The sequence below is a fragment of the Capnocytophaga sp. oral taxon 335 str. F0486 genome (genome assembly GCF_000277665.1).
Taxonomy (GTDB): domain Bacteria; phylum Bacteroidota; class Bacteroidia; order Flavobacteriales; family Flavobacteriaceae; genus Capnocytophaga; species Capnocytophaga ochracea.
On the sequence record NZ_AKFR01000019.1, the window covers coordinates 24,980 to 42,028 of the forward strand.

Consider the following 17,049-nt stretch of genomic DNA (forward strand, 5'->3'; position numbering starts at 1 on the left):
TAATTTTAAGTTTGTTACGTTACTAAGTTGCCATTATTTCGGCTACACGGAGGAGTTCCGTATCTATTTTAGAACTGCCTTTGATAGCTTTTTCAAGCGGAGTGAGTTCCATTTTATTATTGCGGATTCCTACCATATAGTTAGATTTCCCTTCAAGGAGTGATTCTACTGCTTTTACCCCCATACGGCTTGCCAATACGCGGTCGAAGCAAGAAGGAGCACCTCCACGTTGCATATGCCCTAATACTGATACACGCACATCGTAATCGGGGTGGTGTTGCTCTACATATTCTTTAAGTTCGAATACGTTTTTACCTATTTTATCGCCTTCAGCAACCACTACCAAGCTGGAAGTTTTACCAGTCCTACGACTTTTTTCCAAAGATTCAAGTAGCTTTTTAAGCCCTATATTCTCTTCTGGAATCAAGATTTCTTCAGCACCTGCCCCTACTCCAGAGTTCAAGGCGATGTGTCCTGCGTCACGCCCCATTACTTCTATGAAAAACAAGCGATTGTGGGAGCTTGCGGTATCTCTAATCTTGTCGATAGCCTCAATTACAGTGTTGAGAGCTGTATCATATCCCAAAGTAAAATCAGTACCATAGATATCGTTATCGATAGTACCAGGGATTCCCATTACGGGGAAACCAAATTCTTTGTTGAACAAGAGTGCCCCAGTGAAAGAGCCATCACCTCCTATTACTACCAAAGAATCTACCCCTGCAGCTTTTAATTTTTCATAAGCTGCCTTGCGCCCTTCAGGAGTTTTAAAATCTTTAGAGCGAGCTGATTTCAAGATAGTACCTCCTCTATTGATAATATCTCGAACGCTACGTGCGTTCATTTCTTCAAAATCGCCTTCTATCATTCCCTGATAGCCACGATATACACCTACCACTTCGATGTTGTGATATGCACAAGTACGTACCACTGAACGAATGGCGGCGTTCATACCAGGAGCGTCTCCTCCTGATGTTAATACTGCTATTTTTTTTACTGACATTGTCTGTTTTTAATTTTCCGCCTCAAAAGTACAAAATATTTTTGATATAGCAATAATTTTATGTGTTTTTTTAACACTAAAAAATATAACTATTTAGTTTATTAGGGATTAGAAAATAGGTGTTAAAAGTTAGTTTTATAAAATCTTCATTAAATCTTAATGTTTGTTGTATTCCTTTAGAGCTTCACCTAATATGTGAATAGCTTTTACTATCTTCTCCTTCTCGAGTACATAAGCTATACGCACTTGGTTGCGCCCTAAACCTTCGGTAGCATAAAAACCTTCGGCAGGAGCTAACATTACCGTTTCGTTATTTACTGAAAAATGGCCTAAAAGCCATATACAGAAGTCTTCTGCATTTTCTACAGGCAATTCGGCTATACAATAGAAAGCCCCCTTAGGCATCGATACACGTACACCTTCTACTTTTCGGAGTTCTTCAATGAGCACGTTCCTACGCTGAGTATATTCCTTTAATACCTCTTCAAAATAAGTTTCGGGTACATCAAAAGCGCGCTCAGCTCCTATTTGTGAATAAGTAGGGGGAGACAAGCGTGCTTGAGCGAACTTCAAAACAGACATCATCACGTCCTTATTCTTAGAGACTACCCACCCGATGCGCGCTCCACACATACTAAAACGTTTAGATACCGAATCTATCATTATAGCATTTTGTTCAATGCCTTCTACTTGCATAATGGAATAATGGGTAGCACCATCATATACGAACTCTCGGTATACCTCATCGAAAATAAGGAAAATATCGTATTTTTTAGCTATTGCTGCCAATTGCAAAATTTCTTCTTTAGAATACAGATAGCCTGTAGGATTCCCGGGGTTACAAATGAGAAAAGCTTTAGTTTTAGGAGTTATCTTTTTCTCAAACTCTTCTATAGAAGGTAAGGCAAAGTTATCATCAAAAGAAGAAGTGATAGGCACACACACTGCATCAAAGGCTTCTGAAAAGCTAATATAGTTCGCATAATAAGGTTCTGGAATGATAATTTCATCATCGGCATTGGCAACAGTAGCAATTACATAGGTAAGAGCTTCAGAACCTCCACAAGTGATGATAATATCACTACTTTCTACCTTAATATCGTGTTTTTTGTAATATTCCACCACCTTTTCTCTAAGAGAATCGATTCCCTCACTTTTTGTATATTCCAATACCTTAGGGGTAAAATCTTTTACGGCTTGTACGGCTATTTCAGGGGTTTTAATGTCAGGCTGACCAATATTGAGGTGATAAATAGTCTTCCCTTCCTTAGCTGCTTTTTCAGCGTAAGGGGTCAGTTTTCTAATGGGTGACTGAGGCAATATTTGCGCTCTATGTGATATTGTAGGCATTTTTTTAATGATTAATGGTTAATTATTAATGATTAATGAAAAATTAGCAAATTAGCCAATTTGTCAATTAACACATTGGCTAATTGATAAATCGGCTAATTATATTATTTTTTTGCTACTAATTCAGCAATGCGAATAATCACTTCGGTAGCTTTTTCGAGGTTTTCTACAGGTACAAATTCGTATTTACCGTGGAAATTATGTCCGCCTGCAAAGATATTGGGACAAGGCAATCCCATAAAGCTAAGTTGAGAACCATCGGTACCACCGCGGATAGGTTTGGTAATAGGAGTAATACCTAATTCTTTCATCGCACGTTCGGCTACTTCCACAATATGCATCACAGGTTTGATTTTTTCACCCATATTGTAGTATTGGTCTTTTATTTCGGCCACTGCCACATTAGGAATTTGCTTGTTAAGGTCGTCTACAATTTGCTGTACTACGGCTTTGCGTTTGTTGAAAAGGTCGCGGTCGTGGTCGCGGATGATAAGCTGTACTACCGTATTTTCTACATCTCCAGAAATATCAGTAATATGATAGAATCCTTCGCGACCTTCGGTACGTGCTGGAATCTCATCGGCTGGTAGTGCATTGATAAACTGAGTAGCTACGAGCATTGAGTTTATCATTTTGTTTTTTGCAGTACCAGGATGCACATTCTTTCCTTTGAAGTGAATTTTAGCTCCTGCTGCATTGAAACTCTCATATTCAAGTTCGCCTATTTGTCCACCGTCCATTGTATAAGCCCAGTCGGCAGCGAATTTTTTCACATCGAATTTATGTGCTCCACGTCCTATTTCCTCATCAGGGGTAAAGCCTACGCGTATTTTTCCGTGTTTGATTTCGGGGTGTTGCACAAGGTATTCCATAGCGGTTACGATTTCGGCAATCCCTGCCTTATCGTCAGCTCCTAAGAGGGTCGTACCATCGGTTGTGATAATGGTATTGCCTTTGTAGAGCAACAAATCCTCAAAATAAGAAGGTGATAACACTATATTTTGTTCTTTGTTGAGGAGAATATCTCCCCCATCATAATTTTCTATAAACTGTGGATTTACGTTTTCACCAGAGAAGTCAGGTGATGTATCGAAGTGAGAAATAAAACCAATGGTAGGCACTGGGTAATCTACATTCGATGGCAACGTAGCCATCACGTAGGCGTTTTCATCTACAGTTACGTCTTGCAAACCAATGGCTTTCAATTCTTCTACCAATAGGTTTGCCATATTCCATTGTTTTTCGGTGCTAGGAGTTGTTTCGCTCTCAGGGTTGGATTGAGAGTCTATTTTTATATACTTAATAAAACGGTCTACTAAATTTTTCATTATATTATAGTTTTTAGTTATTTCTTTTTATTGTTAATTGGCTAATCTTCTAATATTTTCTTGCGTCTCAATTCAAAGTTTCTTCCAAGGTATACTTTTCTTACCATCTCATCAGCTGCCAATTCTTCAGGCACTCCTGATTTGAGGATTCCTCCCTCGAACATCAAATAAGTGCGGTCGGTAATGGCTAGTGTTTCCTGTACATTGTGGTCGGTGATGAGAATACCTATATTCTTGTCTTTGAGCTGTGCTACAATGCGTTGGATATCTTCCACCGCTATAGGGTCTACCCCTGCAAAAGGCTCGTCGAGCAAGATAAACTTCGGACTGGTAGCCAAAGCACGTGCAATTTCTGTACGACGACGTTCTCCTCCTGAAAGCAAGTCTCCACGATTTTTACGAATATGTCCTAAGCCAAACTCTTCTATCAGCTCATCGGTTTTGCGTTGTTGTTCTGCCTTAGAGAGTTTGGTGAGTTGTAGGACACTTTTGATATTGTCCTCAATACTCAGCTTTCTAAATACCGAAGCCTCTTGTGCCAAATACCCAATACCGCTTTGAGCACGTTTGTACATCGGATAACTGGTGATTTCGGTATTATCCAAAAAAATAGTACCACCGTTGGGCTTGATGAGTCCCACAATCATATAAAAAGAAGTCGTTTTTCCTGCTCCGTTAGGCCCCAAGAGTCCTACGATTTCACCTTGGTTTACTTCCAGCGAAACGCCTTTTACTACTTTTCTTCCTTTGTATATTTTGATGATGTTATTTACTACTAATTTCATATAATCTTAAAACGAAAAGCGATAAGGCATTTCGTTGAGTTCTGTTTCTAAATCTACCCAATCGTGTACTTCGGTTACGATACTGTACACCATCTCTTCGGTAAGCACTTTCCCTTCGTAAAGGTCGGTAATGGTTTGTTCGCTCATTACTTCTTGCAAGAAGCCTTCGTCACCCAAGTATTCCACTGCCCATTCTTTGTATTTCATAGGGTCAGTAGAAATATACTCAAACTTATCGATATGTTCTTCCACAGGGAAGTTCTCTACACATTGCCACGTTTCACCATCTAAAGAGTATATCACGAAAGGAATATCACTTTCTGAAAAGTTTTTACGATAGTACGGCAAGAACACCTTCGGGATACGCTTCTCGAAGTCGTGATTATCGCCTCCTTTGCTATCTTCGGCGCTCGAAGAGGGAACGATTAAGCAGGCTTTATCAATAAAATAAAACGACAGCGACGAACCGTCTTCATCTTCAAAGCCGTGCCCCCATTGGGCTTCATAGCCTTCATATTCTTCTTCATTTACTTTGTAGTAGGTGTGATAAACTTCAAACTCGTGACCACAAATAATCCAATCTAATACGGCTTCGCCTTTGCAAAGCTGTTTCAACGTTTTCACGTTGGGTAGGTGCTGTAAGTAGGTATTACAATCCATTAAAAATATTAAATTACCTTGTTTTGTTCTTTTTTTAAGACGTAAGCTGAAATAAAAATACTTATTTCGTATAAGAGCATTATCGGTATCGACACGATAATTTGGCTTACTACATCAGGAGGGGTTATAATTGCTGCAATGATAAGCACTACAATGACTGCGTGCCGGCGATATTTTCGCATAAAAGCAGGTGTTATCACTCCTAATTTGGTAAGAAAATAAACAACAATAGGTAGCTCAAAAATAATGCCACACGAAATGACTGACGAGCGTACTACCGAAATATAAGAGTTTAAATCTATTTGGTTTCTCACTTCGGGACTTACTGAATAAGACCCTAAGAAATTCACTGATAGTGGGGTGATGAGATAATAGCCAAACAAAACTCCTATAAAAAACAGCAAAGAAGCAATGAGAATAAAGCCACGAGCCAGCTTGCGCTCGTTTTCATAAAGTGCTGGACTGATGAATTTCCACACTTCATAAAGCACATAAGGAAATGCGAGAATCACTCCTGCCCAAATAGACGTCCAGATATGAGCTGAAAACTGCCCTGCCATTGTACGGCTTTGAATTGTAAAAGGCAATTGTTCAGCACAAAAAGCACTTTTAAATCCAAAAAGATGACCTATCTTACAGAACATTCTGTAAGTAAAGAAATCACCATTCTTAGGAGCAAAGATGATTTGGAAAATAAAATCCTTACACACAAACGCTACCACACCCACTGCTAAAACAGCTATAATAGCACGTATCAAGTGCCAGCGCAAGGCTTCCAAATGGTCTAAAAAGGACATTTCATCTTGTGATGATTCCATCGTTGCTTTGTTGTTTTTATCTTTTATAACAAATTTGATGGTGCAAAGATAATAAATAATTCATAATTCACAATTAGCAACTAACTTTTTTAACTTACCACCAGTAATATCAAAAATACCAATAATCATCTTTGCCAGAGGTCGTAGCACGATGGGCAAGTGAGTAAAGTAGTTGGACTTTTTAGACTTTTCGGGGAAGTATCGTTTTGCAATACTTCAATCACATTGTTAGCACCATCAGTTTCCGTTGAAGGTGCGGATATGGGTATCGTCTACAGTCTAGGAAACATCGCAACAAAAAAGCTCTTACTAAATCCTAAAAACTTAGTAAGAGCCTATGTTTATACTTTATATAAGTGGCCTATAATTTACTAATAAGCAAACAAAGGTCTATCTTCCATAAACTTGTTCACTTCTTCTGCTATTTCTTCAAGCACTTCGTCATTATCTCGATTAGTAATCGCACGGTCTATAAAGTCGGCAATACGTTCCATATCAGCTTCTTTCAGTCCACGAGTAGTGATTGCTGATACTCCTACCCTAATACCACTGGTTATAAAAGGCGAGCGAGTATCAAAAGGCACCATATTCTTGTTCACAGTAATATCTGCTTTACCAAGGGCTTCTTCTGCTTCTTTACCGCTTACATCTTTATTACGCAAATCAATAAGCATTAAGTGATTGTCAGTTCCCTTAGAGATGATATCATAGTCTTTTGCTAAAAGTACAGATGCTAATTTACGCGCATTCTTTTGCACTTGTATAGCGTAATAGAGAAAATCATCAGAAAGAGCTTCGCCAAAGGCAACCGCTTTTGCTGCGATGATATGTTCCAAAGGACCTCCTTGGTTACCTGGGAATACCGCACTGTCTATAAGTGACGACATCATTCGCACTTCTCCCTTAGGAGTCTTTATACCAAAAGGGTTCTCAAAATCTTTACCCATCAAGATAAGTCCTCCTCGAGGCCCTCGCAGTGTTTTATGAGTAGTAGTAGTTACAATATGACAATACGGGATAGGGTCGTTCAAAAGTCCTTTGGCTATAAGCCCCGCAGGGTGTGCAATATCAGCAAAGAGGATAGCACCTACCTTGTCGGCTATTTCCCTAAAGCATTTAAAATCGATATCACGAGAATACGCCGAAGCTCCTGCTACTATCATTTTAGGGCGCTCGCGTTCCGCTATTTCTAATATATTGTTGTAATTGAGTCTTCCTGTTTCCTTTTCTACCCCATAAAATACAGGTTCATACAACCTACCTGAGAAATTCACAGGTGAGCCGTGTGTAAGGTGTCCGCCGTGTGAGAGGTCGAAACCGAGAATTTTATCGCCTGGTTTAAGACAAGTAGCATAAACTGCCGCATTAGCTTGCGAACCGCTATGAGGTTGTACATTGGCATATTTAGCACCAAAAAGCGCTTTAGCGCGGTTAATAGCTATTTGCTCTATTTCATCAATCACTTCACAACCGCCGTAGTAACGCTTGCCTGGATAACCTTCAGCATATTTATTAGTCAGTACCGAACCTGCTGCTTCCATTACTTGGTCGCTCACAAAATTCTCTGAAGCGATGAGCTCAATCCCCAACTCTTGGCGCTCTCTTTCGTCTTCAATTAGTTCAAAAATATCAATGTCTCTTTTCATATTAAAATTATTTAATGTTTAATACTCTTCTCATTGCTTCTATTTCTGGGCAAATATATGCTTTTTTTCAGTATCACACAAACATCTGTAAAGAAATATTTGTTAGCCCAATACCACGTCCATTGCCATCATCACTACAAAACCTATTAAAAAGCCTATGGTAGAAACATCGGTGTTCTCATTTTGCTGGGCTTCAGGTATTACCTCTTCTATGACCACATAAATCATAGCTCCTGCCGCAAAAGCAAGAGCATAAGGGAGTATCGGAGTAAAAAAGAGTACTGCAAAAGCTCCTAATACCCCTGCTATGGGCTCTACAATAGCCGAAAGCTGCCCATAAAAAAAGCTCTTACATCTGCTCACCCCCATACGTCTGAGTGGCATCGCTACGGCTATTCCTTCAGGAAAATTCTGTAGCCCAATACCGATGGCAAGAGTTACCGCTCCCGCAATAGAGGCTTCGGGAATACCAGCGGCTACTCCTCCAAAGAGTACCCCTACCGCCAATCCTTCGGGAATGTTGTGCAAGGTAATAGCTAAAATAAGCAAAGTAGTTTTTTGCCAATCGGTTTTAATACCTTCTGTTTGTTTGAAGTTGGCGTGAAAGTGCGGTAATAACTTATCTAATACATAAAGAAAAAGTGCTCCCATAAATATCCCTACCGTAGCAGGTAGAACCTTTATAAAGCCTTCACCTTCTGTCATATTAATAGAGGGTATTATCAAACTCCACACACTGGCTGCCAGCATCACCCCTCCTGTAAAGCCTAACATACCATCTAACACGGTCTTGTTTTCTTTCTTAAAAAAGAATACCACTGCAGCCCCCAAAGCTGTTACACTCCACGTGAAAATGGTAGCGTATAAGGCAGCAAGTATAGGGTTTATGGTCTCTAAATAAGTAATAATATCTCGTATCATTTTATGACTTATCTGAAAATATTTTGGTATAATAACATATCTTTATAAACTCCTTGACTGTAAAGCCAGTCTTTTTGTACACCACTGCAACAAAATCCTACTCCCTCAAAAAGGCGTATACTCACCTCATTATCCGCAGGGATATAAGCAATCAGTTGGTGTAAGTCTAAGTATTGTTGTGTATGAGCTATCAACTGTTGCAAGGCTTTTTTGGCATAACCTTTCCCTCGATAGACGGGCAAAAGAGCTATCCCCACAGCTGCTCTACGGTGCTTCGGACTAAAATCGTATAAATCTACACAGCCCATAGGCATTCCCTCTTCAAACGCTATAACATAGCGATACTGCTTAGCTTCGTAAATATCCTGTTGGGCATTCCGTATATAATCTTGTAGCAAATGCTTAGCAAAAGGCAATTGGGTGTCACTCACCTCCCACAAGGCTTCTTCGTTTTCTAACTGATACAAGAAATCTATATCCTCAGGTTCTAACGCTCTTAACTTTATCATTCTTTACCTTTTAACTCTTCTATTGTTCCTTCAAACACGAATTGAGCACTACCACTCAAATAGATATTCTCATACCCCTCTCCTACTCTATCGAAAGCCACTTGCAAGTCACCTCCTCGAGTGTGCAGGGTAATCTGTTGTGCATCGGTTTCTCCTATGTGATAAAGAGCAATCGCTACGGCTGTAACCCCTGTACCGCAAGAGTAAGTTTCATCTTCCACTCCGCGCTCATAGGTGCGCACTTTAAAGCCTTTCTCTCCTTTGCTCACAAAATTCACGTTACTACCGCCCTGAGTAGCATAAAGTTCTCCATAGCGTATAGTAGCTCCTTCGCTTTTCACGTCTACGGTATCTACCTCTTCCACCCATTGCACGTGGTGAGGCGACCCTGTATTTAAGAATACGTAGCCTTTGTGTTCTTCCACCTTAGTTACATTTTTCATTTGCAAGCGCACGTAGCTATCCCCTTCAATCGTAGCACGATGCTCCCCATCTACAGCTATAAATAGCGTTTCGTGTTCTATAATACCCAATTGTTTCGCAAAAGCCACCACACAGCGCCCCCCATTGCCACACATCGTACTTTCACGCCCGTCAGAATTGTAATACACCATACGGAAATCATACTGCGGGTCGTTCTCAAGCAATATCAATCCATCGGCTCCAATACCAAAACGCCTATGACACAATTGTGCCACAAGCGTTTCGTTATTTTTAGGAAATACCCCTTTGCGATTGTCTATCATCACAAAATCGTTCCCTGTTCCTTGATATTTGTAGAATTTCATCATCAAAAAAGGTCAAAAATTAGTAGCGTTAAGTACGCAAAAGGCGAGGCAAAAATAAGGCTATCCAGGCGGTCGAGTAAACCTCCGTGTCCTGGCAGTATCGTCCCGCTGTCCTTTACCTTAGCAATTCGTTTAAAGCTAGACTCTACCAGGTCGCCTACCGCACCGGTAACCACCAAAATCACTGCCAATATAAGCCATTGCCATAGTGGTCTGCCACTGTAATACGAAATAGCCGTAGCGATAAGCATCGCCCCTATGAGTCCGCCCACAAAACCCTCAATAGTTTTCTTAGGCGAAATGCGCTCAAAGAGCTTGTGTTTGCCAAAGGCTTTGCCTGTAAGGTATGCAAAACTATCACTCGCCCATATAATACACAACAGTCCTATCATCGTAATTTGCGACTCGTTGTTGAATATATTCTGATAAAAATAATTAGGGTTCGGATTATTCTCATATTTGTAAATCAGAGGCATAAATATACAACCTCCTCCTATATACAGTAAACTAATAAGCAGTTTAGTATTGTTACTTTGCTTGCGGATAGGCGTTTTTTCGTTGAAAAGCATCATCGTGAGGTATATATTGGCAAGCAAAGTAGCCAAAAGCAGTATATAAACCGAGAAAGGATAAGTTTTTAAGTGAATAAACAGCCACCAAACCAACAAAAAAAGTAAAAATATATGCAATTCCTTTAATCTGATAAGCCTTTTAAACTCAAATAAACAAATAATACCAAAGGATAAAAACAAGAAGTCAAAAGCATCAGCATTGAGCATAATTGCCGATAGCAATAGAAAAACATAAATAAAGCCTGTAATGGTTCTTTTGAAGAGTTCGTTCATAAATTATTATTTATCAATAGGTAAATCTTCTAAGAGTATCAGGTACGTCCTCTTAGAACTCGTGCCGTAATAGTTGATACTATTTTTCTCAGGGTCATCGGTGAAACTTTGTAGCGTAATGAGCCCCGTAGGAAATTGTTGCGGGTATTTGTTCTTTATACCCCTCATTCCTTCAGGAATATCTCTCACCATCTGACTCGTTTTGGCAAAGACAATAAATATTTCAGGTAATTCATTGATATTCTTATGTCTCAACTGATGCGAAGAGAGCATAATCCCGCCCAAAGTAGTGATAAGATACTCGCAATCCGTCAAATACACGTTCGAAGTTTCGATATCAGCAGTAAACAGTGGCGTGTGTTCTTCAAACATCGTTTTAATAGTGTGAGAAGCATTACTACTCATCTTTACATATACGCCCAACTCTTTCAGTATATGCCGAAAAACCTCTTGCACCTGTATTTCAGTAGTGCAATAAATAAACTTTCCGCCATTTTTAGTAAAGTTCATCGCAAATTGCTCATCAGCAGGAAGCTGTTCATTTAACTTGCGTACTTCATCTTCACTTTTTATATCATTCCCTTTAAATAATCTTCTAAATAAATTCATTGACAATCCGTTTTTTACAATTGGCAATCTAACTAATACTTAATCTTCTTATCCGTTGAATATCAACAAAAGAAGTATTTTATTCCATTCATATCTGCCCAGCAGATAATACAACGAGCCCTATTTTTTTGCAAATATATACAAAATAAATGAATCTATATACTTTTTCTATAAAATTTGTTATTTGCTTTTATTTTCCTACCTTTGTACCCTTACTGAATATATGATATTTATTTTTTTGCGTTTTTTTCGCCAAAAACGCAATTTTAACATTTTTTTCTCAATAAACTAAAAACAGCTTTTTTCCGTTTGATATTCAGCTTAATACCCTCTTTCCTTCGCCTTAGCTTCGTCTTAGGTTCGTCTTACCTTCATCTTAGGTTCGAGTAAAGTAGAGGTAAAGTAAAAGATAAGAACTAAAAACATTCATTGATTATCAACCTTTTGTATTTTTGAGGTGAAAAAACAGAACCTTGTCTTTTTTTGAAGAATATTCGCGAAAAAGCAATTTTTAACATTTTTTTTGCAGTCAATATGGCTATTAATATTAGTATCATAGGAGGAGGCAATGTGGCTTATCACCTCACCAAAGCCCTCTATCAGCTCCCTGAGGTGCACCTTCGGCAGTTGTATAACCGTAGTGAATTCAGCCCTGAGTTTAATGATTTTCAGATAGATAAAATTCACAGCCTTACCGACTTGCACCCCACCGATATATGTATTATAGCCGTGAAAGACGAAGCTATTAGTGAAGTTTCAGCCTCCCTTCCTTTCGAGGGGCAATTGGTAGTGCACACCTCTGGCAATACCCCTATGGAGGTACTCTCACCCAAAAACCGACGTGGCGTGTTTTACCCTTTACAATCCTTTTCAAAAAGCACTCAGGTCGATTTTTCAAACATTCCTTTTTGTTTAGAGGCTGAACATACTGAGGATATGGAAAGATTTCTATACCCATTAGCTCAAAAGCTTTCCACAAAAGTGTATCGGCTGAGTAGTTACCAACGCAGTATAATGCACCTATCGGCTGTTTTCGTTAATAATTTCACCAATCATTTGGTGGCTATCAGTCAAAAAATATGCGAGGCACACGCCATTCCATTTGAAATATTAGAACCTTTGCTAAAAAATACTTTCGAAAAACTCCAAACAATGCCCGCCCTCGAAGCACAAACAGGACCTGCACGACGTCGCGATACTCAAACTATTGCTAACCATTTGGCTTTGCTTTCAGGTTATGAACGAGAAATATACAATATAATTACAAAATCAATAATAAACACTTATGGAAAGAAAGAACTATAAAGAACGTTTAAAGAACATCACAACTTTTATTTTTGATGTTGATGGCGTATTTACCAATACTCAAGTATTGGTAGATAACGATGGCGACCTATTGCGCAGTATGAATATGAAGGACGGATTTGCGGTAAAAACAGCTATCGCCAAAGGTTACAACATATGTATCATTACAGGAGGAGGTAACGTAGGCGTACAAAAACGCTTCGAAAACCTCGGAGTAAAAGATATTTTTATGCTCCGTCACCAAAAGCTCGAAACCTTTTTGAAATACCAAAAAGAAAAACATCTTAAAAGAGAACAAATACTTTATATGGGTGATGATATGCCCGATATCCCTCCAATGAAGCGAGCAGGATTGGCTATTTGCCCCGTAGATGCCGTACCCGAAGTAAGAGCCGTATCCGATTACATTTCGCATCTTGAAGGCGGACAGGGAGCTGTGCGCGATATTATAGAACAAGTGCTTAAAGTGCGTGGCGATTGGACTTTTGAAGATAAATAATCCCACTTTACTTATTATATAAAGGGCTGTCTACCTTGCGGTAGACAGCCCTTATAATTAGATGATAGAATTAATATTCTCCTAATTCTAATTCTTTTTTAGCAATCGGCGAGCAGCTTCTGAGGCTGCTATCAATCCACCTGCCGACATAATAATATCTTTCAATACTAAACGTCCCGCTCCCGATAGATAAGGGAATCCATAAGCAGGCGTAGGCATATCTCCACCTAAGTTAGGCACATACACCTCAGGAGTCGTGATGAGGAAAGAGAGGGTAACTATACTCATACCGAAAGTGAGTAAGCCTCCTATAACCCCTATTTTAGGCGACCAAATACCGAGTAAAGTAAGGAATCCTATCAAACAAATAAAAGCTCCTAAACCATATGAGAACACATAAGTACCGTTCTCTTTATGCCATTCAATATTAGCTTTTACCATCTTCCCTTCAGGATTCTTGTGTAGCTTGTATTGGGCTACTTCTTTACCTTTGTTTGCTTCACCTGTCACGCCGTTCTCATCAATGGCAGTTTTGCCTGAATTGTTGTAGAAGAAACTCATAAACGGGCTATTCGTTACAAAGGGAACAATACCATCGGCTTCGTACTGGCACACTTTAAGTCCTCCAATCCAAGCCATTACAATAAAGATAGCGACCCTGATAAAGTTTACAAAGCAACGTTCGCTATCGGCTAAAAATGATAATAATTTTTGCATAGTGATTTAATATTTAAAATTAACTTTTTATTTGCGGGGGCAAAGATACGGCATTATTTTGTATCTCGAATGGATAAAAAAGGTTATTTCATAGACTTTTCCGTTTTAGGCTGGGCAACGATAGAGATTCCTACCTTTTTTCGAAAGTGTTTGGGTGAGAGACCTACATTTTTCTTAAAAAACCTACTGAAATAAAACTCATCTTCAAAGTTGAGTTCAAAGGCCACTTCTTTAATGGATTTATAGGTGAGATGAAGCAGTTTTTTAGCTTCGAGCACTACACGTTCTTGTATGAGTTTATTGGGTGTTTTTCCTAAAAGTGTTTTTATTTTCTTGCTAAAACTATCGGGAGTAAGGCATAATGCTGATGCATAAAAGGACACATTGCGTTCTGTAATAAAATGGTCTTCTAAGAGTTTTTGGAAGTCGTTAGCTAAATGATGTTCAGTTTTAAGAGAAGTATGCTCTAACAATAGGCTTTTTTCTTTACTTGCTAAAGCCAAAATAAGTTGCAAGTATGATTTGAGTACAGATTCTGAATAAAGGGAAGGCGTTTTGCTTTCGTCTTCTATACGTTCAAAAAGAGTTATTATTTCAGCAAAACGTTTATCAGTAACCTTGATATGAGGATACAAGAAGATAGCGTTAAATAGGAGTCCGTTACAGGCTACTTCTTTTTTGTGGTACTCAATACAGTAGAAATCACCGTGGAATTCCAACAGTAAGTTATCATTCGCAGTACCTTCTACCCATTGAAAATATTGATAAGGTGATAGAAAAAGTAGTGTATTACCTTCATAGGAATAGGGCACCGTATCTACGGCAATAGTTCCTTCTCCTCGAAATATAAATACACAATAATTCTCCACACGTACAGGTGTGGAGAATTGTTGTAATGTAATATGTTTAACAGCTATATCCACTATTCACTAAAATGCCTTAATACGGTACATCAAACCAATACTTACTCTATTTTTATCTAACATAGGAGAAAGCGGTTGGTGTTCATAATCATATGCTCGCCCTATATAAGCCAAGAAGAAACGCAAGTCTTGCTTTTCAAAAGGCAAATATTCAACCCCTGCATAATAGCCATAAGAACGATAGTTGTTATTATAAGCCCCAGAAGGGAGACTACTATTTTTCACATCAGCCATTTCATACATTCCTTGTGCAAAAATATTCAGTTGTGGAATAGGCTGGTATTCGGCTTTTACTACAAAAGAATTATAAGATGTATCTTCTAAATAAGCAGGAACAGCTACGGCTGTTGTGGTATAAACAGAAGCGTATTGCAAACGGTCTAAGTTTTCATAAGCCATCATATAATCGAAGAAGACTTGAAACTTAGGTAAGTTTAGCTTAGTACCCAACATAACCATCGAATTGGCTATATTTTTAGCCTCTTGCTGAATCCCTGCTCCCCAACGTGTTTGCAATCTATTATCAAAGAAACTACCATTCCAGTTAAAAATATAAGTAAGTGGTGATTTGCTTGCTTCAAAGCTACTTCCTGCGTATAGTTTTTCAAAACTATCATTACGCACATCGGTAATTTGGAAGTTAAACTCGTGATTTTTATTAGGGGCATAAGTAATCATCGCACCTAACATAAAATTATCCATATGGTCTACGAAATCAGAATATTCATAGATGTTCATTGGGTTTAGGTCAAACTCAAAACCTCCCCACGCTTGGCACATTTTACCTGCAGTAAGTGTCCATTTATCGTCTAAACGGAAACCTGCATAGAGCATATCGGTAGCTTTGGCGAGATTATCCAAAGAGGTTGCTGCATTTGATTTGTTCAAACGATGACGGAAGCGGTAGAAAATACGGTCGGTAATATCACCTCGAACCTCCAATCGCAATTGGCGCGCTTTGAATTGAGCAGTCATATCTTGGTCTTTTACTTTTTCAAGATCAAAGCTCGATTGAAAGTTGAAGTACATATTAAACTTCTTATGAATAGGGTTTTCTTCTCCATCTTGTGACATAGGTAGAGGCGCAGGAGCAGTAGCTTTTAACTGGTCAATTTCTGCCCTCAATTGGTTGATTTGGTCTTGCAAATCTTGTTGTGCAGTGGCAACACCTCCTACCAGAAGGCTTATTGCCAATAATATTCTTTTCATATAAGGTAAGAGGTAAGAGATAAGAGGCATTTTTTACTTGTTACTTATTATCTCTTACTTGTTTTAGTATTCATTAAAGTATTTTTGGATTTGTTTCCAATCCTTAGTTTTAGTGAGTGCCAACATCAATAGAACACGAGCTTTTTGTGGGTTGAGTGCTTGTGCAGCTACAAATTGATATTTAGCATCATCTACTTCGGCATCGAGAGTTGTTGCTCCTGTAGGTACGCGTGAAGAACGCACAAACTGAATGCCTTGCTCTCTAGCTTTTACTGCCAAATCGAAGATAGTGTGATAGAGGTTACCATTACCTACTCCTGCGTGTACAATACCATCGAATTTAGCGTCCATAAAGGCTTTCATTGGCAATTCGGATACGTTAGAATAACTGTATACGATACCTACTTTAGGCAATTGTTTCAAATTATCAACATTAAACACTGATTGATAAGTGTGTTTGTTTTCAGGAGTGCGATTAAAGAATACCTTACCGTTGTGAATATATGCCAATTTGCCATAGTTAGCTCCTTGGAAAGTTTCGACAGCAGTGGTATTGGTTTTAATGACATCTTTAGCATCGAGTACGATGTCGTTCATACACACCATTACTCCACGCCCCATAGCATTTTTATCGGTAGCAGTTACTACTGCGTTATAAAGGTTTAGAGGACCATCGGCACTCATACCGGTAGCAGGACGCATTGCTCCTACCATTACCACAGGTTTTTTGCTGTGTACAGTAAGGTTGAGGAAGTAGGCGGTTTCTTCCATTGTATCGGTACCGTGAGTGATTACCACACCATCATATCCTTCTTTATTTAAGAGCTGGTTGATGCGTTTGGCAAGAGTGAGCCATACCTCATCGTTCATATCTTGTGAACCGATTTTCACAATCTGTTCACCACTTATATTGGCTATATTCTTCACTTCGGGTACTGCGTCTAAGAGTTGGTAAATACCGAGTTCACCAGCTTTATAGTTGGTTTCAGTATTTGATTTACTTACTCCTGCGATAGTACCACCGGTAGCTAAAATACGAATCTTTGGCTTTTGTTGCGCAAAGACTGCCACAGTCATCATTAAGAGCAATGAGAGGGCAATTTTTTTCATTAATGTCATCATATATAATTTTAG

At 38.9% G+C, this 17,049-nt stretch carries 18 protein-coding genes; 2 read left to right on the forward strand and 16 right to left on the reverse strand.

Annotation, left to right across the window (positions count from 1 at the left end):
- Positions 1-22 precede the first annotated feature (22 nt).
- The 12 genes from pfkA to HMPREF1320_RS04045 all read right to left on the reverse strand — a co-directional run bounded on the left by pfkA (position 23) and on the right by HMPREF1320_RS04045 (position 11,262).
- A complete protein-coding gene (pfkA, locus tag HMPREF1320_RS03985; protein WP_002671231.1) occupies positions 23-1,003 on the reverse strand; it encodes a 6-phosphofructokinase in 981 nt (326 codons plus the stop codon).
- Between the two features lie 156 nt (positions 1,004-1,159).
- Positions 1,160-2,353 carry a pyridoxal phosphate-dependent aminotransferase gene (locus tag HMPREF1320_RS03990; protein ID WP_009417517.1) on the reverse strand — a complete coding sequence of 398 codons (1,194 nt, stop codon included), beginning with the start codon at positions 2,351-2,353 and terminating at the stop codon, positions 1,160-1,162.
- 104 nt (positions 2,354-2,457) lie between these two features.
- Complete coding sequence (gene pepT / locus HMPREF1320_RS03995) at positions 2,458-3,681, reverse strand: peptidase T (RefSeq protein WP_009417490.1); 1,224 nt, start codon at positions 3,679-3,681, stop codon at positions 2,458-2,460.
- A 41-nt stretch (positions 3,682-3,722) separates the two neighbouring features.
- Complete coding sequence (gene lptB, locus HMPREF1320_RS04000; protein ID WP_009410048.1) at positions 3,723-4,466, reverse strand: LPS export ABC transporter ATP-binding protein; 744 nt, start codon at positions 4,464-4,466, stop codon at positions 3,723-3,725.
- 6 nt (positions 4,467-4,472) lie between these two features.
- Entirely contained in the window at positions 4,473-5,126 is a 654-nt protein-coding gene (locus HMPREF1320_RS04005; RefSeq protein ID WP_009410049.1) for a hypothetical protein, read from the reverse strand.
- 8 nt (positions 5,127-5,134) lie between these two features.
- Positions 5,135-5,944, reverse strand: coding sequence for a twin-arginine translocase subunit TatC (tatC, locus tag HMPREF1320_RS04010; RefSeq protein ID WP_034554074.1), 810 nt, complete (start codon positions 5,942-5,944; stop codon positions 5,135-5,137).
- Positions 5,945-6,315: 371 nt separating this feature from the next.
- Positions 6,316-7,590, reverse strand: coding sequence for a serine hydroxymethyltransferase (gene glyA / locus HMPREF1320_RS04020; protein WP_009417510.1), 1,275 nt, complete (start codon positions 7,588-7,590; stop codon positions 6,316-6,318).
- Between the two features lie 102 nt (positions 7,591-7,692).
- Positions 7,693-8,511: a ZIP family metal transporter gene (locus HMPREF1320_RS04025; RefSeq protein ID WP_009417519.1), complete on the reverse strand. Its 819-nt coding sequence runs from the start codon at positions 8,509-8,511 to the stop codon at positions 7,693-7,695.
- A gap of 8 nt (positions 8,512-8,519) precedes the next feature.
- Complete coding sequence (locus HMPREF1320_RS04030; protein ID WP_009417511.1) at positions 8,520-9,020, reverse strand: GNAT family N-acetyltransferase; 501 nt, start codon at positions 9,018-9,020, stop codon at positions 8,520-8,522.
- Positions 9,017-9,811, reverse strand: a complete 795-nt coding sequence (gene dapF, locus HMPREF1320_RS04035; RefSeq protein ID WP_009417502.1) for a diaminopimelate epimerase — start codon at positions 9,809-9,811, stop codon at positions 9,017-9,019. Before dapF ends, HMPREF1320_RS04030 begins: the two co-directional genes overlap by 4 nt.
- On the reverse strand, positions 9,811-10,653 hold the full coding sequence (locus HMPREF1320_RS04040; protein WP_009417483.1) for a phosphatidate cytidylyltransferase: 843 nt from the start codon (positions 10,651-10,653) through the stop codon (positions 9,811-9,813). Before HMPREF1320_RS04040 ends, dapF begins: the two co-directional genes overlap by 1 nt.
- Before the next feature lie 6 nt (positions 10,654-10,659).
- Entirely contained in the window at positions 10,660-11,262 is a 603-nt protein-coding gene (locus HMPREF1320_RS04045; RefSeq protein WP_009417518.1) for an LUD domain-containing protein, read from the reverse strand.
- A gap of 534 nt (positions 11,263-11,796) precedes the next feature.
- On the opposite strand from HMPREF1320_RS04045, the gene HMPREF1320_RS04050 reads away from it, so the two are divergent.
- Together HMPREF1320_RS04050 and HMPREF1320_RS04055 are read left to right on the forward strand one after the other, a co-directional pair.
- Entirely contained in the window at positions 11,797-12,567 is a 771-nt protein-coding gene (locus tag HMPREF1320_RS04050) for a Rossmann-like and DUF2520 domain-containing protein (protein WP_009417482.1), read from the forward strand.
- Positions 12,548-13,066 (forward strand): KdsC family phosphatase, encoded by a 519-nt coding sequence (locus HMPREF1320_RS04055; protein ID WP_009417512.1) that lies wholly within the window; start codon positions 12,548-12,550, stop codon positions 13,064-13,066. Before HMPREF1320_RS04050 ends, HMPREF1320_RS04055 begins: the two co-directional genes overlap by 20 nt.
- Before the next feature lie 87 nt (positions 13,067-13,153).
- On the opposite strand, the gene HMPREF1320_RS04060 is transcribed toward HMPREF1320_RS04055, so the two are convergent.
- The 4 genes from HMPREF1320_RS04060 to ansB form a co-directional block, all read right to left on the reverse strand.
- A complete protein-coding gene (locus HMPREF1320_RS04060) occupies positions 13,154-13,783 on the reverse strand; it encodes a DUF417 family protein (RefSeq protein ID WP_002671199.1) in 630 nt (209 codons plus the stop codon).
- A gap of 83 nt (positions 13,784-13,866) precedes the next feature.
- The gene (locus tag HMPREF1320_RS04065) at positions 13,867-14,706 is read right to left on the reverse strand and encodes a helix-turn-helix domain-containing protein (RefSeq protein ID WP_009417506.1); all 840 of its coding nucleotides are present in this window, start codon (positions 14,704-14,706) and stop codon (positions 13,867-13,869) included.
- A gap of 6 nt (positions 14,707-14,712) precedes the next feature.
- A complete protein-coding gene (locus HMPREF1320_RS04070; RefSeq protein ID WP_034554080.1) occupies positions 14,713-15,915 on the reverse strand; it encodes an OprO/OprP family phosphate-selective porin in 1,203 nt (400 codons plus the stop codon).
- A gap of 63 nt (positions 15,916-15,978) precedes the next feature.
- Positions 15,979-17,037, reverse strand: coding sequence for an L-asparaginase 2 (gene ansB, locus HMPREF1320_RS04075; RefSeq protein WP_034554083.1), 1,059 nt, complete (start codon positions 17,035-17,037; stop codon positions 15,979-15,981).
- Between the last annotated feature and the right edge of the window lie 12 nt (positions 17,038-17,049).